This window comes from uncultured Maribacter sp., from assembly GCF_947496775.1.
GTDB lineage: Bacteria > Bacteroidota > Bacteroidia > Flavobacteriales > Flavobacteriaceae > Maribacter_B.
This window is the reverse complement of record NZ_CANMDU010000001.1, coordinates 474,675-491,668: the sequence shown is the minus strand read 5'-3', so window position 1 is coordinate 491,668 and position 16,994 is coordinate 474,675. Positions and strand designations below refer to the sequence as shown.

13 protein-coding genes are annotated in these 16,994 nt (G+C 33.7%); 9 read left to right on the top strand and 4 right to left on the bottom strand.

What is annotated here, in order from left to right:
* Positions 1-2 precede the first annotated feature (2 nt).
* The 6 genes from Q0856_RS02285 to Q0856_RS02260 all read left to right on the top strand — a co-directional run bounded on the left by Q0856_RS02285 (position 3) and on the right by Q0856_RS02260 (position 6,353).
* Positions 3-533, top strand: a complete 531-nt coding sequence (locus Q0856_RS02285; RefSeq protein ID WP_298473677.1) for a DUF3341 domain-containing protein — start codon at positions 3-5, stop codon at positions 531-533.
* A gap of 2 nt (positions 534-535) precedes the next feature.
* On the top strand, positions 536-1,096 hold the full coding sequence (locus tag Q0856_RS02280; protein ID WP_298473674.1) for a cytochrome c: 561 nt from the start codon (positions 536-538) through the stop codon (positions 1,094-1,096).
* Positions 1,097-1,114: 18 nt separating this feature from the next.
* The gene (locus Q0856_RS02275) at positions 1,115-2,440 is read left to right on the top strand and encodes a quinol:cytochrome C oxidoreductase (RefSeq protein ID WP_298502194.1); all 1,326 of its coding nucleotides are present in this window, start codon (positions 1,115-1,117) and stop codon (positions 2,438-2,440) included.
* Between the two features lie 25 nt (positions 2,441-2,465).
* A complete protein-coding gene (locus Q0856_RS02270; RefSeq protein WP_298502191.1) occupies positions 2,466-3,524 on the top strand; it encodes a cytochrome c oxidase subunit II in 1,059 nt (352 codons plus the stop codon).
* A gap of 40 nt (positions 3,525-3,564) precedes the next feature.
* Positions 3,565-5,388: a cbb3-type cytochrome c oxidase subunit I gene (locus Q0856_RS02265; protein ID WP_298473662.1), complete on the top strand. Its 1,824-nt coding sequence runs from the start codon at positions 3,565-3,567 to the stop codon at positions 5,386-5,388.
* A gap of 140 nt (positions 5,389-5,528) precedes the next feature.
* Entirely contained in the window at positions 5,529-6,353 is an 825-nt protein-coding gene (locus Q0856_RS02260; protein ID WP_298473660.1) for a DUF2807 domain-containing protein, read from the top strand.
* On the opposite strand, the gene Q0856_RS02255 is transcribed toward Q0856_RS02260, so the two are convergent.
* On the bottom strand, positions 6,350-8,620 hold the full coding sequence (locus Q0856_RS02255; RefSeq protein ID WP_298502188.1) for an acyl-CoA dehydrogenase: 2,271 nt from the start codon (positions 8,618-8,620) through the stop codon (positions 6,350-6,352). The genes Q0856_RS02260 and Q0856_RS02255 overlap by 4 nt on opposite strands.
* Before the next feature lie 98 nt (positions 8,621-8,718).
* Complete coding sequence (gene pckA, locus Q0856_RS02250) at positions 8,719-10,305, bottom strand: phosphoenolpyruvate carboxykinase (ATP) (protein WP_298473654.1); 1,587 nt, start codon at positions 10,303-10,305, stop codon at positions 8,719-8,721.
* Between the two features lie 178 nt (positions 10,306-10,483).
* Here pckA and ruvB point away from each other — a divergent pair, with 178 nt between their 5' ends.
* Positions 10,484-11,506, top strand: a complete 1,023-nt coding sequence (gene ruvB, locus Q0856_RS02245; protein ID WP_298473651.1) for a Holliday junction branch migration DNA helicase RuvB — start codon at positions 10,484-10,486, stop codon at positions 11,504-11,506.
* 65 nt (positions 11,507-11,571) lie between these two features.
* Here ruvB and Q0856_RS02240 read toward each other — a convergent pair whose 3' ends face one another.
* Positions 11,572-12,750, bottom strand: coding sequence for an ABC transporter permease (locus tag Q0856_RS02240; RefSeq protein WP_298473648.1), 1,179 nt, complete (start codon positions 12,748-12,750; stop codon positions 11,572-11,574).
* 3 nt (positions 12,751-12,753) lie between these two features.
* Positions 12,754-13,509, bottom strand: coding sequence for an ATP-binding cassette domain-containing protein (locus Q0856_RS02235; RefSeq protein ID WP_298473645.1), 756 nt, complete (start codon positions 13,507-13,509; stop codon positions 12,754-12,756).
* Positions 13,510-13,629: 120 nt separating this feature from the next.
* On the opposite strand from Q0856_RS02235, the gene queG reads away from it, so the two are divergent.
* Positions 13,630-14,550, top strand: coding sequence for a tRNA epoxyqueuosine(34) reductase QueG (gene queG, locus Q0856_RS02230; RefSeq protein ID WP_298502185.1), 921 nt, complete (start codon positions 13,630-13,632; stop codon positions 14,548-14,550).
* 109 nt (positions 14,551-14,659) lie between these two features.
* Positions 14,660-16,957 carry an NADP-dependent malic enzyme gene (locus Q0856_RS02225; RefSeq protein WP_298473639.1) on the top strand — a complete coding sequence of 766 codons (2,298 nt, stop codon included), beginning with the start codon at positions 14,660-14,662 and terminating at the stop codon, positions 16,955-16,957.
* The last annotated feature ends 37 nt before the right edge of the window (positions 16,958-16,994 follow it).

Sequence of the window (16,994 nt, the reverse complement as noted above, 5' to 3'; positions counted from 1 at the left end):
ATATGGCGTCTAAAGTATTACATGCTTATTATGATGATGATGATGTGCTTATGCTTGCTGTTAAGAAAGTAAAAGCAGCAAAACATCATATTGATGAAGTGTATTGTCCTTTCCCAGTACACGGGTTGGATAAAGCAATGGGATTAGCACCAACAAGATTAGCTATTACAGCTTTTTTATATGGTTGTGTAGGTTTAACAGTAGCCATTACTATGATGAATTTTATCATGATAGAAGATTGGCCACAGGATATTGGTGGAAAACCAAGTTTTAGCTATTTAGAAAATATGCCTGCTTTTGTTCCTATAATGTTTGAACTTACTGTATTTTTTGCAGCCCATTTAATGGTTATAACTTTTTACCTTAGAAGTAGATTGTGGCCATTTAAGAAAGCAGAAAATCCAGACGTTAGAACAACGGATGACCATTTTTTAATGGAGATTGAAATTCATAATAACGAAAATGAATTGAAAGAGTTGTTGGCAAATACAGGAGCAGTAGAAATAAATATATCAGAAAAAAACAGTCATTAAATATGAACAGTTTTAGAAACATAGTAATTGTATTAGGAATGGTGCTATTAGTCGCATCATGTGCTGATAAGAGTAAACCTAATTATCAATATATGCCTAACATGTATGAATCTGTTGGCTATGAGACGTATAGTGAAGTAGATTTTTTGCCAAATAGTATGGAGGCAATGAAGCCAGTAGAAAATACAATCTCGAGGGGATGGATACCTTATGGCATTGAAAATACAATTGAAGGTAAGGAAATTGCTAGATTAAATCTTAGTCCATTAGATTCATTACAATCTGAGGTCAATTTAGCTAAAGGGAAAGAATTGTATACTATCTATTGTGGAATTTGCCATGGTACAAAAGGAAAAGGTCAAGGAAATTTAGTAAAAAGAGAAAAGATTCTTGGTGTGCCAAGTTATGCTGACGCTGCTAGGAATGTTACTGTAGGTACTACTTTTCATACCATACAATACGGTTTAAATTCTATGGGTTCTTATGCATCCCAATTGAATACAAAAGAAATGTGGCAAGTTTCTGAGTATGTAATGACATTGAAACAAGATTTAATAAAATAATACATAGATAATTACGATATGTACACGTTTTCAAACAAATTAAAAATTGCTTCCTTCATATTGATGGCAGTTGGATTATTAGGTATTGGTGCTGGGTTTTTGTCTGCTCCAGGAACTATAGAAGAAGCGAAAGCTATTGTTGCTAGTCACTCCGACGGTCATGGTGATGCACATGGTGCAGAAACCACACATCATGATGCGCATGGAGAAGAGGTAGGAGCTCACGGGAAGCATGATGCTTCTCATGACGAACACTTATTACATCAATTACAAAATAAGCCTTGGGCAGCGCTATATGTGGCGGCTTTCTTTTTCATGATGATATCTCTTGGTGTGTTAGCCTTTTATGCTATTCAAAGAGCGGCACAAGCAGGATGGTCACCTCTATTATTTAGAGTAATGGAAGGTATTACATCTTATTTGGTGCCAGGTGGTATTATTGTTTTTGTAATTTTAGTATTGTCTGTCTTGCATATGAACCATTTATTCGTTTGGATGGATGCAGATGTTGTTGCTCATGATCATTTATTACAAGGAAAAAAAGGATTTTTAAACCCTACTTTTTTCTTAATAAGAGCGGCGATATTTTTAGCGGGATGGATTTTGTATAGAGAATATTCCAGAAAATTATCTTTAAAGCAGGATGAGTCTAATGATGACTCTAATTTTAAATTGAATTTTAGAATTTCTGCAGCCTTTTTAGTTTTTTATCTAATATCAGAGTCTATGATGTCTTGGGATTGGATAATGAGTGTAGATCCACACTGGTTTAGTACTTTGTTTGGATGGTATGTATTTGCAAGTATGTTTGTATCTGGAATTACAGTTATAGCTATGGTAACTATTTATTTAAAATCTAAAGGTCACTTAACAGATGTTAATGATAGTCATATTCACGATTTAGCTAAATTTATGTTTGGTATTAGTGTTTTTTGGACCTATTTATGGTTTTCTCAGTTCATGTTAATTTGGTATTCCGATATTCCAGAAGAGGTAACATATTATGTAACACGTATACAAGATTATAAGCTGCCATTTTTTGGAATGATAGCAATGAACTTTGTATTCCCATTATTGTTACTAATGAATAGCGATTTTAAAAGAGTTAATTGGTTTGTTATTATGGCAGGTGTTGTTATATTAGCTGGCCACTATTTGGATATCTTTAATATGATTATGCCTTCTACAGTAGGGGATCAATGGTTTATTGGTATTCCAGAAATAGGCGCCGTGTTGTTTTTTGCAGGCTTATTTATTTTCTGGGTTTTTAGAGCATTAAGTAAAGCGCCATTACAACCAAAACGAAATCCTTTTATTGAGGAGAGTAGACATTTTCATTATTAATAAGCTATAATTTTTAAATCATACAATGACTACACTATTAACTTTAGCTGTATTAATTTTAGTAGCAGTTGCTATTTGGCAAATGACTAAAATTTTTGAATTATCTCAGCTTAAAACGGAAAATTCACAAGTTGCAAACGATGAGGATAACAAATACAATGGTTATCTATTGTTCGCTTTTCTAATCTTTATCTATGGTATAACCATATTTAGTTTTTGGAAGTATACTAAAGTGTTATTGCCAACGGCATCTTCTGCACATGGGGCAGAATATGATTCTTTGATGTTGGTGTCTTTTGTAATTATATTTATAGTTCAAACACTTACACAGGCTTTATTGCACTATTTTGGATATAAGTATAGAGGTAAGAAAGGAAATAAAGCTTTGTTCTATGCAGATAATGATAAGTTAGAGTTTATTTGGACTATTATTCCTGTAATTGTTTTGGCTGGTTTAATACTTTGGGGTCTTTATACTTGGACTACTATTATGGATATTAATGATGAGGATGACCCTTTAATTGTTGAATTATACGCACAGCAATTTAATTGGACCGCTAGATATGCAGGAGTAGACAATGTTCTTGGAGGTGCTAACGTTAGGATGATTGATATTGATAATGCCAATGTTTTAGGTTTGGATGAATCTGATAACTATGGTGCTGATGATATTATTGTAAAAGAATTGCATTTGCCAGTTGGTAGAAAAGTAAATTTTAAAATGCGTTCGCAAGATGTTTTACATTCTGCATATATGCCTCATTTTAGAGCACAGATGAATTGTGTTCCGGGAATGATAACTGAATTTTCTTTTACACCGATTACAACAACCGCAGAGATGAGATTAAATCCGGATGTGGTTGATAAAGTAAAAAGAACTAATGCTATAAGAGCAAAGAAAGCTGCTAATGGAGAAGATAATTCTGATCCATGGGAGTTCGATTATATTTTACTTTGTAATAAGATTTGCGGAAAGTCTCATTACAATATGCAGATGAAAATTATTGTAGAAACCGAAGAAGAATACAATGAGTGGCTTAAAGAGCAACAAACTTTTAAGCAAACAGTAGCATCTGTACAATAATTAAAGTAAAATTTCAACGTAATAAAAAACTAGTTCGATTATGTCAGCAACAGCACATGCACAGGTAGAAGGTCACGATGATGATCATGGGCATCATCACAAAGAAACCTTTGTAACAAAATATATATTTAGTACCGATCATAAGATGATTTCAAAGCAGTATTTAATTACTGGTTTAATCATGGGAACGATTGGAATTGCAATGTCTATATTATTTAGAATGCAATTAGCATGGCCAGGAGAGTCTTTTCCTATTTTTGAAGCCGTACTTGGAAAATGGGCTCCAGGTGGAGTTATGGATGCCGATATTTATTTGGCATTAGTTACAATACACGGTACCATAATGGTATTCTTTGTATTAACAGCAGGTTTAAGTGGTACTTTTAGTAACCTACTAATTCCACTTCAAATTGGAGCAAGAGATATGGCATCTGGCTTTTTGAATATGGTGTCTTATTGGCTATTCTTTTTGTCTAGTGTAATAATGTTATGCTCTTTATTTGTTGAAGCGGGCCCTGCAGCTGCTGGATGGACAATTTACCCTCCTTTAAGTGCTTTGCCAATGGCGCAACCAGGTTCTGGTATGGGGATGACATTATGGTTGGTTTCTATGGCTATTTTTATTGCATCATCTTTATTGGGATCTTTAAATTATATAGTAACTGTCATTAATTTAAGAACAAAAGGAATGTCAATGACAAGGTTGCCATTGACAATATGGGCGTTCTTTGTAACGGCGATTATAGGTGTTATTTCTTTCCCTGTACTTTTGTCTGCGGCTTTATTGTTGATTATGGATAGAAGTTTTGGAACATCTTTCTTTTTGTCAGATATATTTATACAAGGAGAGGTTTTACACTATCAAGGAGGTTCACCTGTATTATATGAACACCTATTTTGGTTCTTAGGTCACCCTGAGGTATATATTGTATTATTACCTGCACTGGGTATTACTTCAGAAGTAATGTCTACAAATGCTCGTAAGCCTATTTTTGGTTATAGAGCTATGATTGCATCTATTATTGCAATTGCCTTTTTATCCACTATCGTTTGGGGTCACCACATGTTTATTTCTGGAATGAACCCATTCTTAGGATCTGTATTTACATTTACGACTTTATTAATTGCAATTCCTTCGGCAGTAAAAGCCTTTAACTATATAACAACACTTTGGAAGGGTAATTTGCAACTAAATCCTGGGATGTTGTTTTCCATAGGTTTAGTTTCTACCTTTATTACTGGTGGTTTAACGGGTATCGTATTAGGAGATAGTACATTAGATATTAACGTTCATGATACTTATTTTGTAGTAGCTCACTTCCACTTGGTAATGGGTATATCTGCTTTATATGGCTTGTTTGCCGGTGTTTATCATTGGTTCCCTAAAATGTTTGAGGGTAGAATGATGAATAAGAACTTAGGTTATGTGCACTTTTGGATAACAGCAGTTTGTGCTTATGGAGTATTCTTTCCAATGCATTTTGTTGGTATGGCTGGTGTTCCAAGAAGATATTATGAAAATACTGCGTTCCCAATGTTCGATGAATTGACAGATGTACAGGTGCTTATGACCGTGTTTGCTATTATAGCGGCAGCTGCACAGTTGGTATTTTTATATAACTTCATTACTAGTATATTTTATGGAAAGAAAGGTTCTTTAAACCCTTGGAAGTCGAATACATTAGAATGGACAACGCCACATGAGCATTTCCACGGAAACTGGCATGGACCTATTCCTGAAGTACATCGTTGGGCATATGATTATAGTAAAGTTGATGAGAATGGAGAGTACATTATTGCAGGGCAAGATTTTGTTCCGCAGACCGTACCGCTGCAAGATGGTGAAGAAGAAATGCATCATTAATAATCTTATAATATAATTAAAAAAATGCCCAACTTTCTGAGTTGGGCATTTTTTTTGATATTACTTTATTGGATAACCTAATCTTTCTGCAATTTATTTTGTAAGTTAGAATACCATTAACTAATTTAATTAGAACAATAATGAAAAGAATAGTTTTATTACTTGTCTTTGTGTTTTGTGTGAATTTGCACGCACAAAGAAAACCGAAAATAAAGGGAAATAAGAATGTGGTTGAAGTAATACAAGAGTTACCTGTGTTTTCTTCTATTGAACTTAAGGATGACTTGGATATTAATATTCAAAATACGGGAGTAGAAGGTTATGTACTTAACGCAGATGATAACCTAATAGATGTTCTTAAATTTAAAGTGATAGATGGTACCTTACATATTAGTTCTTTTTATAAAATAACAAGTAAAAAGAAATTAGAGATAACCGTTAATTACCAAAGTTTAAATTCTATTACCGTTAGAGCTGGTAGAATAAGAATGAATGACGTTGTTAATTCTGAAGAGTTGTTTGTGCATATGTTTGAATCCTCTAAGTTAGAGCTTAATGCGAATGCACCCTTGGTTCATGTTAATATGGAAAATAATAGTTCTGGGGACTTTAATATCGACACGGATTCTTTATCAGTTAACTTAAAAGATCGCATAGATGTTAGACTCTATACAACAAGTAGTTTTGTTTCTATGGATATGCAAGATACTTCTTCAGCAAAGATGGATGGTACAACAAACAACTTAATGGTTAGTTTAAAAGGTAAATCTAATTTAAAGGCAGAAAAGCTACAGGCAACAAGTGTTATTGCTGCATTAATTGAATCTCCTACTGCTAGAGTAAATGCACAAGAGCATTTAGAACTTACCTCTTCAGGTTCCTCTAAAACCTATTGTTATGGTGAAGGTAAAATTATACTTTCTGAGTTCTTGGATACTTCGGAGCTCTATCGACGTAAAAATTAAATTTTTCTGGCTATAGGAGCATTTACGCAATGTTCTGGAACCCCAAAACCATCTATTAGGACATTAATATGAGGTCTTAGTTCCGTACATAAACGCTCAACCCTTTGTCTTATAGCCTTCGATTTAGTCCCGCTAATGTAACCTTGCTCTAAATACCAGCTGGCATCTTGTCTTATTTCTTGTAGGGCATAGAGAGTGCCAATCTTGTTTAATAATTTTGCGTACTTATCGTCTTTTATTTGGGAGTTAAAAGTATGGAATTTTTTATACGCTAATGCTGTACTATAAGCTTTGCCAAGAGCTAATAAATGTGTCTGTACTTTTAGAAATGCTTGGTAAGAAGGCATTCCTTTTTTAATATAATCTCGTATACGCATGGCCACACTATAGGTTAGTCTTCTAGTTCTATATTCTAGAGCATGTATGTGGAAATGGGAATCATATAAATGTGCCGTATCTACTTTGTTGGTATATATAGGATTTATACTAGTTATTTTATCATTTATCTGCATGCTTAATAGTTTTAATACAGAAGTGAATCCTGCACTATTAAACTCGGTTTTAAATTCTGATAGAACGCCTTTAGCGGCTAATAATAGTAACACGTTATTATCTCCTTCAAAAGTAGTGAAGATGTCTACATCGTTCTTTAAATCACCAATAGTGTTTTCTTGCAAGTATCCTTTCCCGCCACATGCTTCTCTACATTCTTGAATAGCATTATTTGCATACCATGTAATAACAGATTTTAACCCTGCAGCTTGGGTTTCTACTTTTCTTTTATCTAGTACAGTATCATCGCAATACTGTTTCATCATATCATCCAAAGTAATATGATACACGTAGGCACTTGCCACTAACGGAATTAAACGTAGTTGATGTGTTGGGTAATCCATTAACAAGTCTTCTTGCGCTTTTTTATTGTCATTAAATTGTCGTCTTTGTAGAGCATGTTTTATTGCAATAGTCAAGGCCTTTTTTGCGCCACCTAGACCAGCTCTTGCCACACATATTCTGCCTCCAACCAAAGTGCCAAGCATGGTGAAGAAACGTTTGTTGGGGTTTTTTATATTGGAAAAATAGTTTCCTTTAGAATCAATAGAGCCATATTTGTTCAGTAGGTTTTCTTTAGGTACGGCAACTTGATTAAACCAAATTTTACCATTATCTACACCGTTCAGACCAAGTTTATATCCGTTGTCTTCTATTTTTATACCTGAAAGCAGTTTGTGATTTTCATCTCTTAAGGGTACTAAAATAGCATGTACACCTTCGTTTTTTCCATTTACAATTAATTGAGCAAAAACAGATGCCATTTTGGAATCTAAAGCATTTCCTATGTATTCTTTATTGTCTAAGTCACCAGGAGTATGAATTATAATTTGATCCAATACTTTGTCATAAGTAGCTGTAGTTTTTATACCACGAACATTAGAGCCATGACCAGTTTCTGTCATAGCAAAGCAACCCAGTAACTCAGCCTTTCCTGTTTTTTCTAAATATTTTTTATGATGTATTTCCGTACCTAATTTTTGAATACTACCTCCGAACAAGCCAAATTGTACACCAAATTTTATAGCCATGCTGCCATCTACATACATCATGTTTTCGAAAATTGCAGCATAGCCTTCCATATCATTTTTTCCTCCGTATTCTTTTGGGTAGGCCATAGCACCGTATCCTCGTTCTCCTAAAAAGGAAACTTGTTCTAATACTTTTTTACGATGTATAGATTTGTCCCTGCTAAGAGACCTTTTAAAAATTGGAAAAGAAAGCTCTTCTCTAAAATTGTTTACGGCTTTGGTTTGTTTTCCTTTCAGTAACGAATCTATAATCTTGGAGTCGTATTCTTTAGAATTAAATGGCTTGTCTCTTAGAGTAGAAAAAAGATGATTATAGTGGTTAGGTTGTAGCCCTAAATTAGTTTCAATATGTTTTAAAGACTCATTAACAGGGCAATTATCATAATATAGATTTCCTATTTTTTGACTAAACAAAGTCAAAGGGAAAGAATCATTTTCAATTAATTGAATTTTTGAGGAATCAATTAATGTTTTCCAAGATTTAAATTCTTCATTTTTTGGTGGTTGTTCTTTGTTTAGCCAAGAATTTAAAATTTTTATGTCTTTTTGGGAAAGAGATTTATCTTTTAAAATTGCCGTTTTAACAACATTCGTTTCAGAGGCAGAAAGCAAATCATCTGACCAAATAACATAAAAAAAAGGGAGGTATTGCAAAGTGGCTTTAGAGTATTTTGGTTTTTCCATAAAATGAAATTACAATTATTATCTGAAAAACTAAACTCAAAAAAAAAGCCCCTTGATTATATTATTATAATCAAGGGGCTATTAAAAAAAACAGAATATTATGCCAGTTCTGGTGATTTAGGACCAGCTTCTAAAATTTCTGGGTTTACGCCGCCTTCAAATTGTTTGAAGTTTTCGGCAAATAAAGAAATAAGTTTGTTTTTAGTTACAGCATATTTCTCTTTGTCATCCCAAGTATTAATAGGTACTAAAACTTCACTTGGAACACCAGGACATTCTGTAGGAACTTGGAAGCCAAATTCTTCATCTTTAACATAAGCTACATTGTCAAAGTCACCATGGTGAATAGCATCAATCATTGCTCTTGTATGCTTCAGTTTCATTCTAGAACCTGTACCATTCCATCCTGTATTTACTAGCCAAGCATTTACTTTATGGCCTTTTATTTTCTTTGCTAATAATTCGGCATATTTATTAGGATGCCACATCATAAATGCTGCTCCAAAACAAGCGCTAAATGTTGCTTGGGGTTCTGTAACTCCCATTTCTGTTCCTGCTACTTTTGCAGTATATCCAGAGATAAAGTGATAACTAGCTTGCTCGGGTGTAAGTTTACTTACAGGAGGTAAAACTCCAAAAGCATCACAAGTAAGGAAAATAATATTTACCGGGTGTCCTGCAACACAAGGCATTTGCACATTATCAATATATTGTATTGGGTAAGATGCTCTAGTGTTTTGGGTAATAGAAACATCGGTATAATCTACTGCTCTTGTTTGTTTGTCGTACACTACATTTTCTAATACAGTACCAAATTTAATCGCGTTAAAAATATCTGGTTCTTTTTCTGCAGAAAGATCAATGGCTTTTGCATAACAACCACCTTCAATGTTAAAAGTACCATCGTCTGTCCAACAGTGTTCATCATCTCCTATTAATTTACGTTTTGGGTCTGCACTTAAAGTAGTTTTTCCTGTTCCAGAAAGTCCAAATAAGATAGTTACGTCTCCTTCTTCTCCTACATTGGCTGAGCAGTGCATTGGTAATACATCTTGTAATGGCATTAGGTAGTTCATGATAGAGAAAATACCTTTTTTCATTTCCCCTGCGTATTCTGTACCTAAGATTACAATTTCTTTTCTTTCTAAGTTTAGGTCAACACTGGTCTTAGATGTCATTTCAGAAGTATATCTGTTTGCAGGAAATTGACCAGCATTAAGAATAACGTAATCTGGTTCTCCAAAATTAGCTAATTCCTCTTCTGTTGGCATAATAAGCATGTTCTGCATAAATAATGCGTGGTATGCACGAGTACAAACAATTCTTGTTTTAATTCTGTAATTAGGGTCCCATCCTGCGTAAGCATCAACAACGAATAAATGCTCGCAAGTATTTAGATAATCTAAAGCACGTTCATGGTTTACCATGAAAGTATGCTCATCTAATCCAATGTTAATATCTCCCCAATCAATGTTATTTTCAGAATCAGGGTGTCTTACAATGCGCTTATCTTTTGGGCTACGTCCTGTTTTTTCTCCTGAGAATGTCATTAACGCACCTACATCAGAAATAGCAGTTCCTTTTTCTAATCTTAATCCTAGTTCATACAATACAGGAACACTACTGTTTCTGTAAATTTTTTCGGTTTCAATTCCGTACTGGTGTAAATCAAATTTTGTTGCCATTATCGTTATTTTAAAAATTGGTATTTGTTGTTGTTAATAATTCTATACAAAGGATGGTATTATTACAAATAAAAAAGATGACATATGTCATATTCCCTGATAGTCAGTTAACTATAACGTTGTAATAATGAATATTTCTTTAAATTTTAACATTTGAATTTTCCTATCTTTGTTTTATATGAATGAGAACTTAGATCCTACCACAGAAAATTTTTCTTCAGAGGAATTTGATATAGAAAGAGCCTTACGGCCTGTAAGTTTTAATGACTTTACTGGGCAAGAACAGGTTCTAGAAAATTTGCAAGTTTTTGTGGAAGCGGCAAACCAAAGAGGAGAAGCTTTGGATCATGCATTATTTCATGGGCCTCCAGGTTTAGGAAAGACAACTTTAGCTCATATTTTAGCAAACGAACTAGGGGTTGGTATTAAAATAACGTCCGGTCCTGTGCTAGATAAGCCGGGGGATTTAGCAGGTCTTTTGACTAATTTAGAAGAGCGTGATGTTCTATTTATAGATGAAATTCATAGACTTAGCCCTATAGTAGAGGAATATTTATATTCCGCTATGGAGGATTATAAAATTGATATAATGATAGAGTCTGGCCCCAATGCCAGAACAGTACAAATAAATTTAAACCCCTTTACTTTAATTGGAGCTACTACTAGGTCTGGTTTATTAACATCACCTATGCGAGCTCGTTTTGGTATTCAGAGTAGGTTGCAATATTATTCTACGGAATTACTTTCGACCATAGTAGAACGAAGTGCAGAAATTTTACAAGTGCCGATTACAAATGAAGCAGCAATAGAAATAGCAGGGAGAAGTAGAGGAACTCCTAGAATTTGTAATGCTCTTTTAAGACGAGTTCGAGATTTTGCTCAAATAAAAGGGAATGGAAAAATAGATATGGATATTTCTAAGTTTAGCTTAAAAGCTCTTAATGTAGATGCGCATGGGCTGGATGAAATGGATAATAAAATATTAACTACCATTATAGATAAATTTAAAGGTGGGCCTGTAGGTATTTCTACTATTGCAACCGCTGTGTCCGAAAGTCCTGAAACAATAGAAGAGGTATATGAACCTTTTTTAATTCAACAAGGGTTTATTATGCGTACACCTAGAGGAAGAGAAGTAACGGAGCAAGCCTATAAGCATTTAGGAAAAATAAAAGGAAACGTGCAAGGAGGATTGTTCTAATCTTCTTATGTTTTAAAAACTAAAGAGCGATAGTTTTTATGACTATCGCTCTTATATATTATAGCTTATTTTAAAATAGCATTTTCATCAGAGAATTTTTTATAACTAAAGTAAATAGTTCCTATAGCAAAGGCAATTAGAGATAGTAGGATAACTACGTATTGCATCATATCTATAGTGCCTGCCATTATTTCTTTAACCCCTAATCCAATATTTAAAACAGGAATTAAAACGGTAGACCAACTTAGCTCTATACCTGGCATCATAGCTAAAACTAAAGGGATTATTATTAGCATTATTATTGGCGTAGCTTTACTTTGAGCTTCTTTAAATGTAGATGCCCCGGCAACTAAAGAAATAATAAGTCCGGAAAGGAATAAAGAAAAAGGAATTAAAAGTAATAGTATTAAGGTAACAGCTTCAAAATTTAGCATCTCATTAATTACTAATTTAAAAGAATCGGGAATGTCGTCAACAATTTTTAATCCAATTATAAGCCCTAATAAATTTAATACTGCAGGTATAAACCCTAAGAAAGATGCTACAAATGCTTTACCCAATAAGACTTTGAACTTAGAAACGGGTAAGGATAAGGTTGTTTCAATAGTTTTTCTTTCTTTTTCCCCTGTAACTAAATCTATAGCAGCTAAAAGACAGCCTCCCCACATGGTTAATATAAATAAATATGGTATAAAACCACCGATGCGCTTACCTATAAGCTCTTTTTGTTCTCCGACCTCAATATAATTTTTAGTAAAAGGTTTCATTTTCTCAATAGGAATCTGCAATTGGGCAATTCTGTCTTCTTTTAATTGCGTGTTGTACGCAGTAATAACTTTTGAGACTCTTTGATTTATGTTGTTTTTAGAACTATTACGGTATATTTTAATAGAACTAATGTTTAAGCTATCCATCTGAGTTTTCCAATTACTAGGAAAAACAATAGCGGTATGGATAGTTTTATTATCAATTAAGCTTTTAAAATCATCACCTTCAGAAAAGGTGCTTATTGTATTTAAAGTATCTGTTTTAATTAAATGCAGAAAGGCTTTAGGAGCATTTACTAACCCAATTTTTATAGTTTTATGTTGTTCCTTTTTCTCAATCATTTTGGTAACTTTCATCACTCCAAATAACAAAATTGGAACTAATAGAGTAGGAAGAACTATAGAGTTTATGATAGTTTTTTTATCTCTTAAAAGCTCCGATAATTCTTTTTTTATAATTATAAGTAAATCTCTCATAGTTTATGCTTCTTTAACTCTATTTATAAATTCTTGAGTAAGGTTGTTGGCTTTCATTTCATTTTTAAAATTATGAAAGGTGTCATTGTATATGATAGAGCCTTTATTAATTATTGCAAGATCATCGCATAATAAATCTACTTCGCTCATAATATGGGAAGAAAAAATTACTGTTTTGTTATTTTCTTTAGATTCTCTTATTAGGTCAATTATACTTTCCGCTGTAATAACATCTAATCCAGAAGTAGGTTCGTCAAAAATAAGAACCTCGGGGTCGTGTATAAGCGTACGAGCAATAGAAACCTTTTGCTTCATTCCGGTGCTCATTTGGCCCACTCTTTTTTTACGAAAGTCGTTAATGCCTAATTTATCAAAAAGATAGGCTTTGCGTTCTTTGAGTTTTTCTTCGGGAATTTTATAAATTTTCCCAAAAAAATCTAAAGTCTCATCAGGATTTAGTCGTTCGTATAATCCAGTAGAACCAGTTAAAAAACCAATTCGTTTTTTAACTTCATTGCTTCCTTGAGAAATATCGTAATTATCAACTATAGCTGACCCGGATGTAGGGTTTATAATACCAGCAATCATTCTTAATGTAGTTGTTTTTCCAGCTCCATTTGGTCCAAGAAGAGAAAAAATTCGTCCAGGAACACATTGAAAAGAAATTTGATTTACGGCATTTACAGTCGTTGTATTAGTTTTAAATCCTTTTCTTGTGCTGGTAGTAAAGGATTTTGTTAAATTCTCAATTTTAATCATAAGAAGGATTTAGTAATCATTGTTGTGTTAGTAGGCATCTTATAAGAATTGTTACAGATATGTTTCTATTTTTAAAATAATAAAGTATGCCTAGAGGGGAATACCTATTTTTGCTAATTAATGAATGTAAGGGAAAAACATAGTGCATTAATAAAGGAAGAAGCTAAGCGCTTGGGTTTTCTTTCTTGTGGTATTTCTAAAGCTGAATTTTTAGAGGAGGAGGCACCTCGCCTAGAAAATTGGTTAAAAGAAAACAGAAATGGAAAGATGCAATATATGGAAAACCATTTTGATAAACGTTTAGACCCTCGTTTACTAGTAGACGGTGCTAAATCGGTTATTTCCTTATTGCTTAATTACTTTCCAGAAAAAAATCAAACAGAAGACAGTTTTAAGTTGTCTAAATATGCTTATGGACATGATTATCATTATATTATAAAATCTAAATTACGAGAACTTCAGAATTTTATAAGTGAAGAAATAGGAGAAGTAGGAGGTAGAGCATTTGTAGATTCGGCTCCTGTTTTAGATAAAGCTTGGGCGGCTAAAAGTGGTTTAGGGTGGGTTGGTAAGCACAGTAATTTATTAACCCAGCAAGTCGGTTCTTTTTATTTTATAGCAGAGCTAATAGTAGATTTAGATTTATCTTATGATGTCAGAGTAACCGATCACTGTGGTACATGTACTGCATGTATAGAGGCTTGTCCAACACAAGCAATAATAGAGCCTTATAAAGTAGATGGTAGTAAATGTATATCTTATTTAACTATCGAGTTAAAAGAAGAAATACCATCAGAATTCCAAGGTAAAATGGATGATTGGATTTTTGGATGTGATGTTTGCCAAGATGTATGCCCTTGGAATAGATTTTCTAAAGCGCATTCCGAACCTCTGTTTAATCCGCATCCGGATCTGCTTAGTATGAACAAAAAAGATTGGGAAGAGATAACAGAAGATGTATTTAGAAAAGTGTTTCAGAAATCTGCTGTAAAAAGAACTAAATTCTTAGGGCTTCAAAGAAATATTAAATTTCTTAAATAATAGTATAACAAATTGTTATTTGAGAATAAAAAAAATTAATGCACTTAACCAATATTTAAGTGTTAAATACAAAAGAATACTCTTAGATTTGTATTTCTAAACTTTAGGTATGAGTAAACAAAGAAATAGAAGAGAAGCACTAATTTATCATGCAAAACCAATTCCTGGTAAAATAAAAGTTGTTCCTACTAAGCCTTACGCAACGCAAAGAGATTTGGCTTTGGCATACTCCCCAGGTGTAGCAGAACCTTGTTTAGAAATAGAGAAAGATAAAAACAATGCGTATAGATATACTGCAAAAGGAAACTTAGTAGCAGTAATATCAAACGGTACAGCGGTGTTGGGACTAGGTAATATAGGTCCGGAAGCATCTAAGCCAGTAATGGAAGGCAAGGGTTTGTTATTTAAAATTTTTGCAGATATTGATGTTTTTGATATTGAAGTAGATACTGAAAATGTAGAGGAATTTATTCAGACAGTAAAAAATATAGCACCCACTTTTGGAGGGATAAATTTGGAAGATATAAAGGCACCTGAGGCTTTTGAGATTGAACGAAGATTAAAAGAGGAATTAGATATTCCTGTAATGCATGATGACCAGCACGGAACTGCAATAATTTCTGCAGCGGCTTTACTGAATGCTCTAGAGATTGCAGAAAAGAAAATAGAAGAAGTACGTATAGTGGTAAGCGGAGCTGGTGCAGCTGCTGTTTCTTGCACAAGATTATATAAAGCTTTTGGGGCAAGAGCCGAAAATATTGTTATGCTCGACAGCAAAGGTGTTATTCGAAAGGATCGCAATAATTTAACAAAGGAGAAGTTAGAATTTGCTTCCGATCGTAAAATCGATACTTTGGAGGAAGCTATGCAAGATGCAGATGTATTTGTAGGTCTTTCCATTGCAGATGTGGTGAAGCCCAAAATGTTGCTTTCAATGGCAAACAACCCTATTGTATTTGCAATGGCTAATCCAAACCCTGAAATAGGGTATGATTTAGCTTGTAGAACAAGAGAAGATGTAATAATGGCAACAGGTAGATCAGATCATCCTAACCAGGTGAATAATGTATTAGGTTTTCCATTTATTTTTAGAGGTGCTTTGGATGTTAGAGCTACTGGAATTAATGAAGCTATGAAAATGGCAGCCGTAAAAGCGTTGGCTGATTTAACAAAAGAGCCAGTTCCAGAGCAAGTGAATATTGCCTATGGTAAAACGCGTTTAACTTTTGGAAAAGATTATATAATACCTAAACCTTTTGATCCGAGATTAATCTCAGAAATTCCACCAGCAGTTGCTAAAGCAGCAATGGAAAGCGGTGTTGCAAGAGAGCCAATAGAAGATTGGGATAGGTATAGAGAAGAACTTTTACAACGTTCAGGAAGTGATAATAAAATTGTTAGATTATTACATGATAGGGCAAGAAGATATCCTAAAAGAATAGTTTTCGCAGAGGCGGACCACCTAGATGTATTAAAAGCGGCCCAGATTGCCTACGATGAAGGAATAGCAATACCTATTTTGTTAGGTAAAAAGGAAGTTATTGAAGAACTTAAAGTAGAACTAGAGTTCGATGCGGATGTTGAAATTATTGACCCTAAAGTAGATGAAGCACTAGAAAAGCGTAAGCAATATGCTGAAACATATTTTCAAAATAGAAAAAGAAACGGTGTTGGTATGTATGAGGCGCTTCGTAAAATGAGAGAGCGCACTCATTACGGATCTATGATGGTTGTTGAAGGAGATGCAGATGGTATGGTAACTGGTTACTCTAGAGCATATCCTTCGGTTGTAAAACCTATTTTTGAAATTATAGGTAGAGCAGCTAATGTAAAGAAAGTTTCTACGGTGCACATTATGGATACAGATAGAGGGCCAATGTTCTTAGCAGATACTTCTATTAACATTGACCCCAATGCTGAGGAGTTGGCAGAGATAACCCAAATGACAGCAAATGTAGCTACGACTTTTGGTTTTGAACCAGTAATAGCGATGCTTTCTTATGCAAATTTTGGGTCATCGACAGATCCTAGCGCTAAGAAAGTAAAGGATGCCGTTAATATGTTACATCAGGCAAATCCGGACTTAATAGTGGATGGAGAAATCCAGACCGATTTTGCTTTAAATAGAGAGCTATTAGAAAGTAAATTTCCTTTTTCTAAACTAGCAGGAAAAAAAGTTAACACTTTAATATTCCCTAATTTAGAGTCAGCGAATATCACATACAAACTATTAAAAGAGCTGAATGGAACAGATTCTATTGGTCCAATAATGGTTGGTCTAAGAAAATCAGTGCATATTCTTCAGCTAGGAGCAAGTGTAGATGAAATGGTAAATATGACTGCCGTTGCGGTGATAGATGCTCAAGAAAGAGAAAAGAGAAAAAAGGAAAAAACGGGACAAAAATAGGACTGATTTCATTAAAGAATTCTAGTTATATTCATAA

Bases quoted from the DNA above. Each gene is read 5' to 3' on its own strand.
- Q0856_RS02285 (WP_298473677.1), top strand. From the start codon at position 3: ATGGCGTCTAAAGTATTACATGCTTATTATGATGATGATGATGTGCTT.
- Q0856_RS02280 (WP_298473674.1), top strand. From the start codon at position 536: ATGAACAGTTTTAGAAACATAGTAATTGTATTAGGAATGGTGCTATTA.
- Q0856_RS02275 (WP_298502194.1), top strand. From the start codon at position 1,115: ATGTACACGTTTTCAAACAAATTAAAAATTGCTTCCTTCATATTGATG.
- Q0856_RS02270 (WP_298502191.1), top strand. From the start codon at position 2,466: ATGACTACACTATTAACTTTAGCTGTATTAATTTTAGTAGCAGTTGCT.
- Q0856_RS02265 (WP_298473662.1), top strand. From the start codon at position 3,565: ATGTCAGCAACAGCACATGCACAGGTAGAAGGTCACGATGATGATCAT.
- Q0856_RS02260 (WP_298473660.1), top strand. From the start codon at position 5,529: ATGAAAAGAATAGTTTTATTACTTGTCTTTGTGTTTTGTGTGAATTTG.
- Q0856_RS02255 (WP_298502188.1), bottom strand. From the start codon at position 8,620: ATGGAAAAACCAAAATACTCTAAAGCCACTTTGCAATACCTCCCTTTT.
- pckA (WP_298473654.1), bottom strand. From the start codon at position 10,305: ATGGCAACAAAATTTGATTTACACCAGTACGGAATTGAAACCGAAAAA.
- ruvB (WP_298473651.1), top strand. From the start codon at position 10,484: ATGAATGAGAACTTAGATCCTACCACAGAAAATTTTTCTTCAGAGGAA.
- Q0856_RS02240 (WP_298473648.1), bottom strand. From the start codon at position 12,750: ATGAGAGATTTACTTATAATTATAAAAAAAGAATTATCGGAGCTTTTA.
- Q0856_RS02235 (WP_298473645.1), bottom strand. From the start codon at position 13,509: ATGATTAAAATTGAGAATTTAACAAAATCCTTTACTACCAGCACAAGA.
- queG (WP_298502185.1), top strand. From the start codon at position 13,630: ATGAATGTAAGGGAAAAACATAGTGCATTAATAAAGGAAGAAGCTAAG.
- Q0856_RS02225 (WP_298473639.1), top strand. From the start codon at position 14,660: ATGAGTAAACAAAGAAATAGAAGAGAAGCACTAATTTATCATGCAAAA.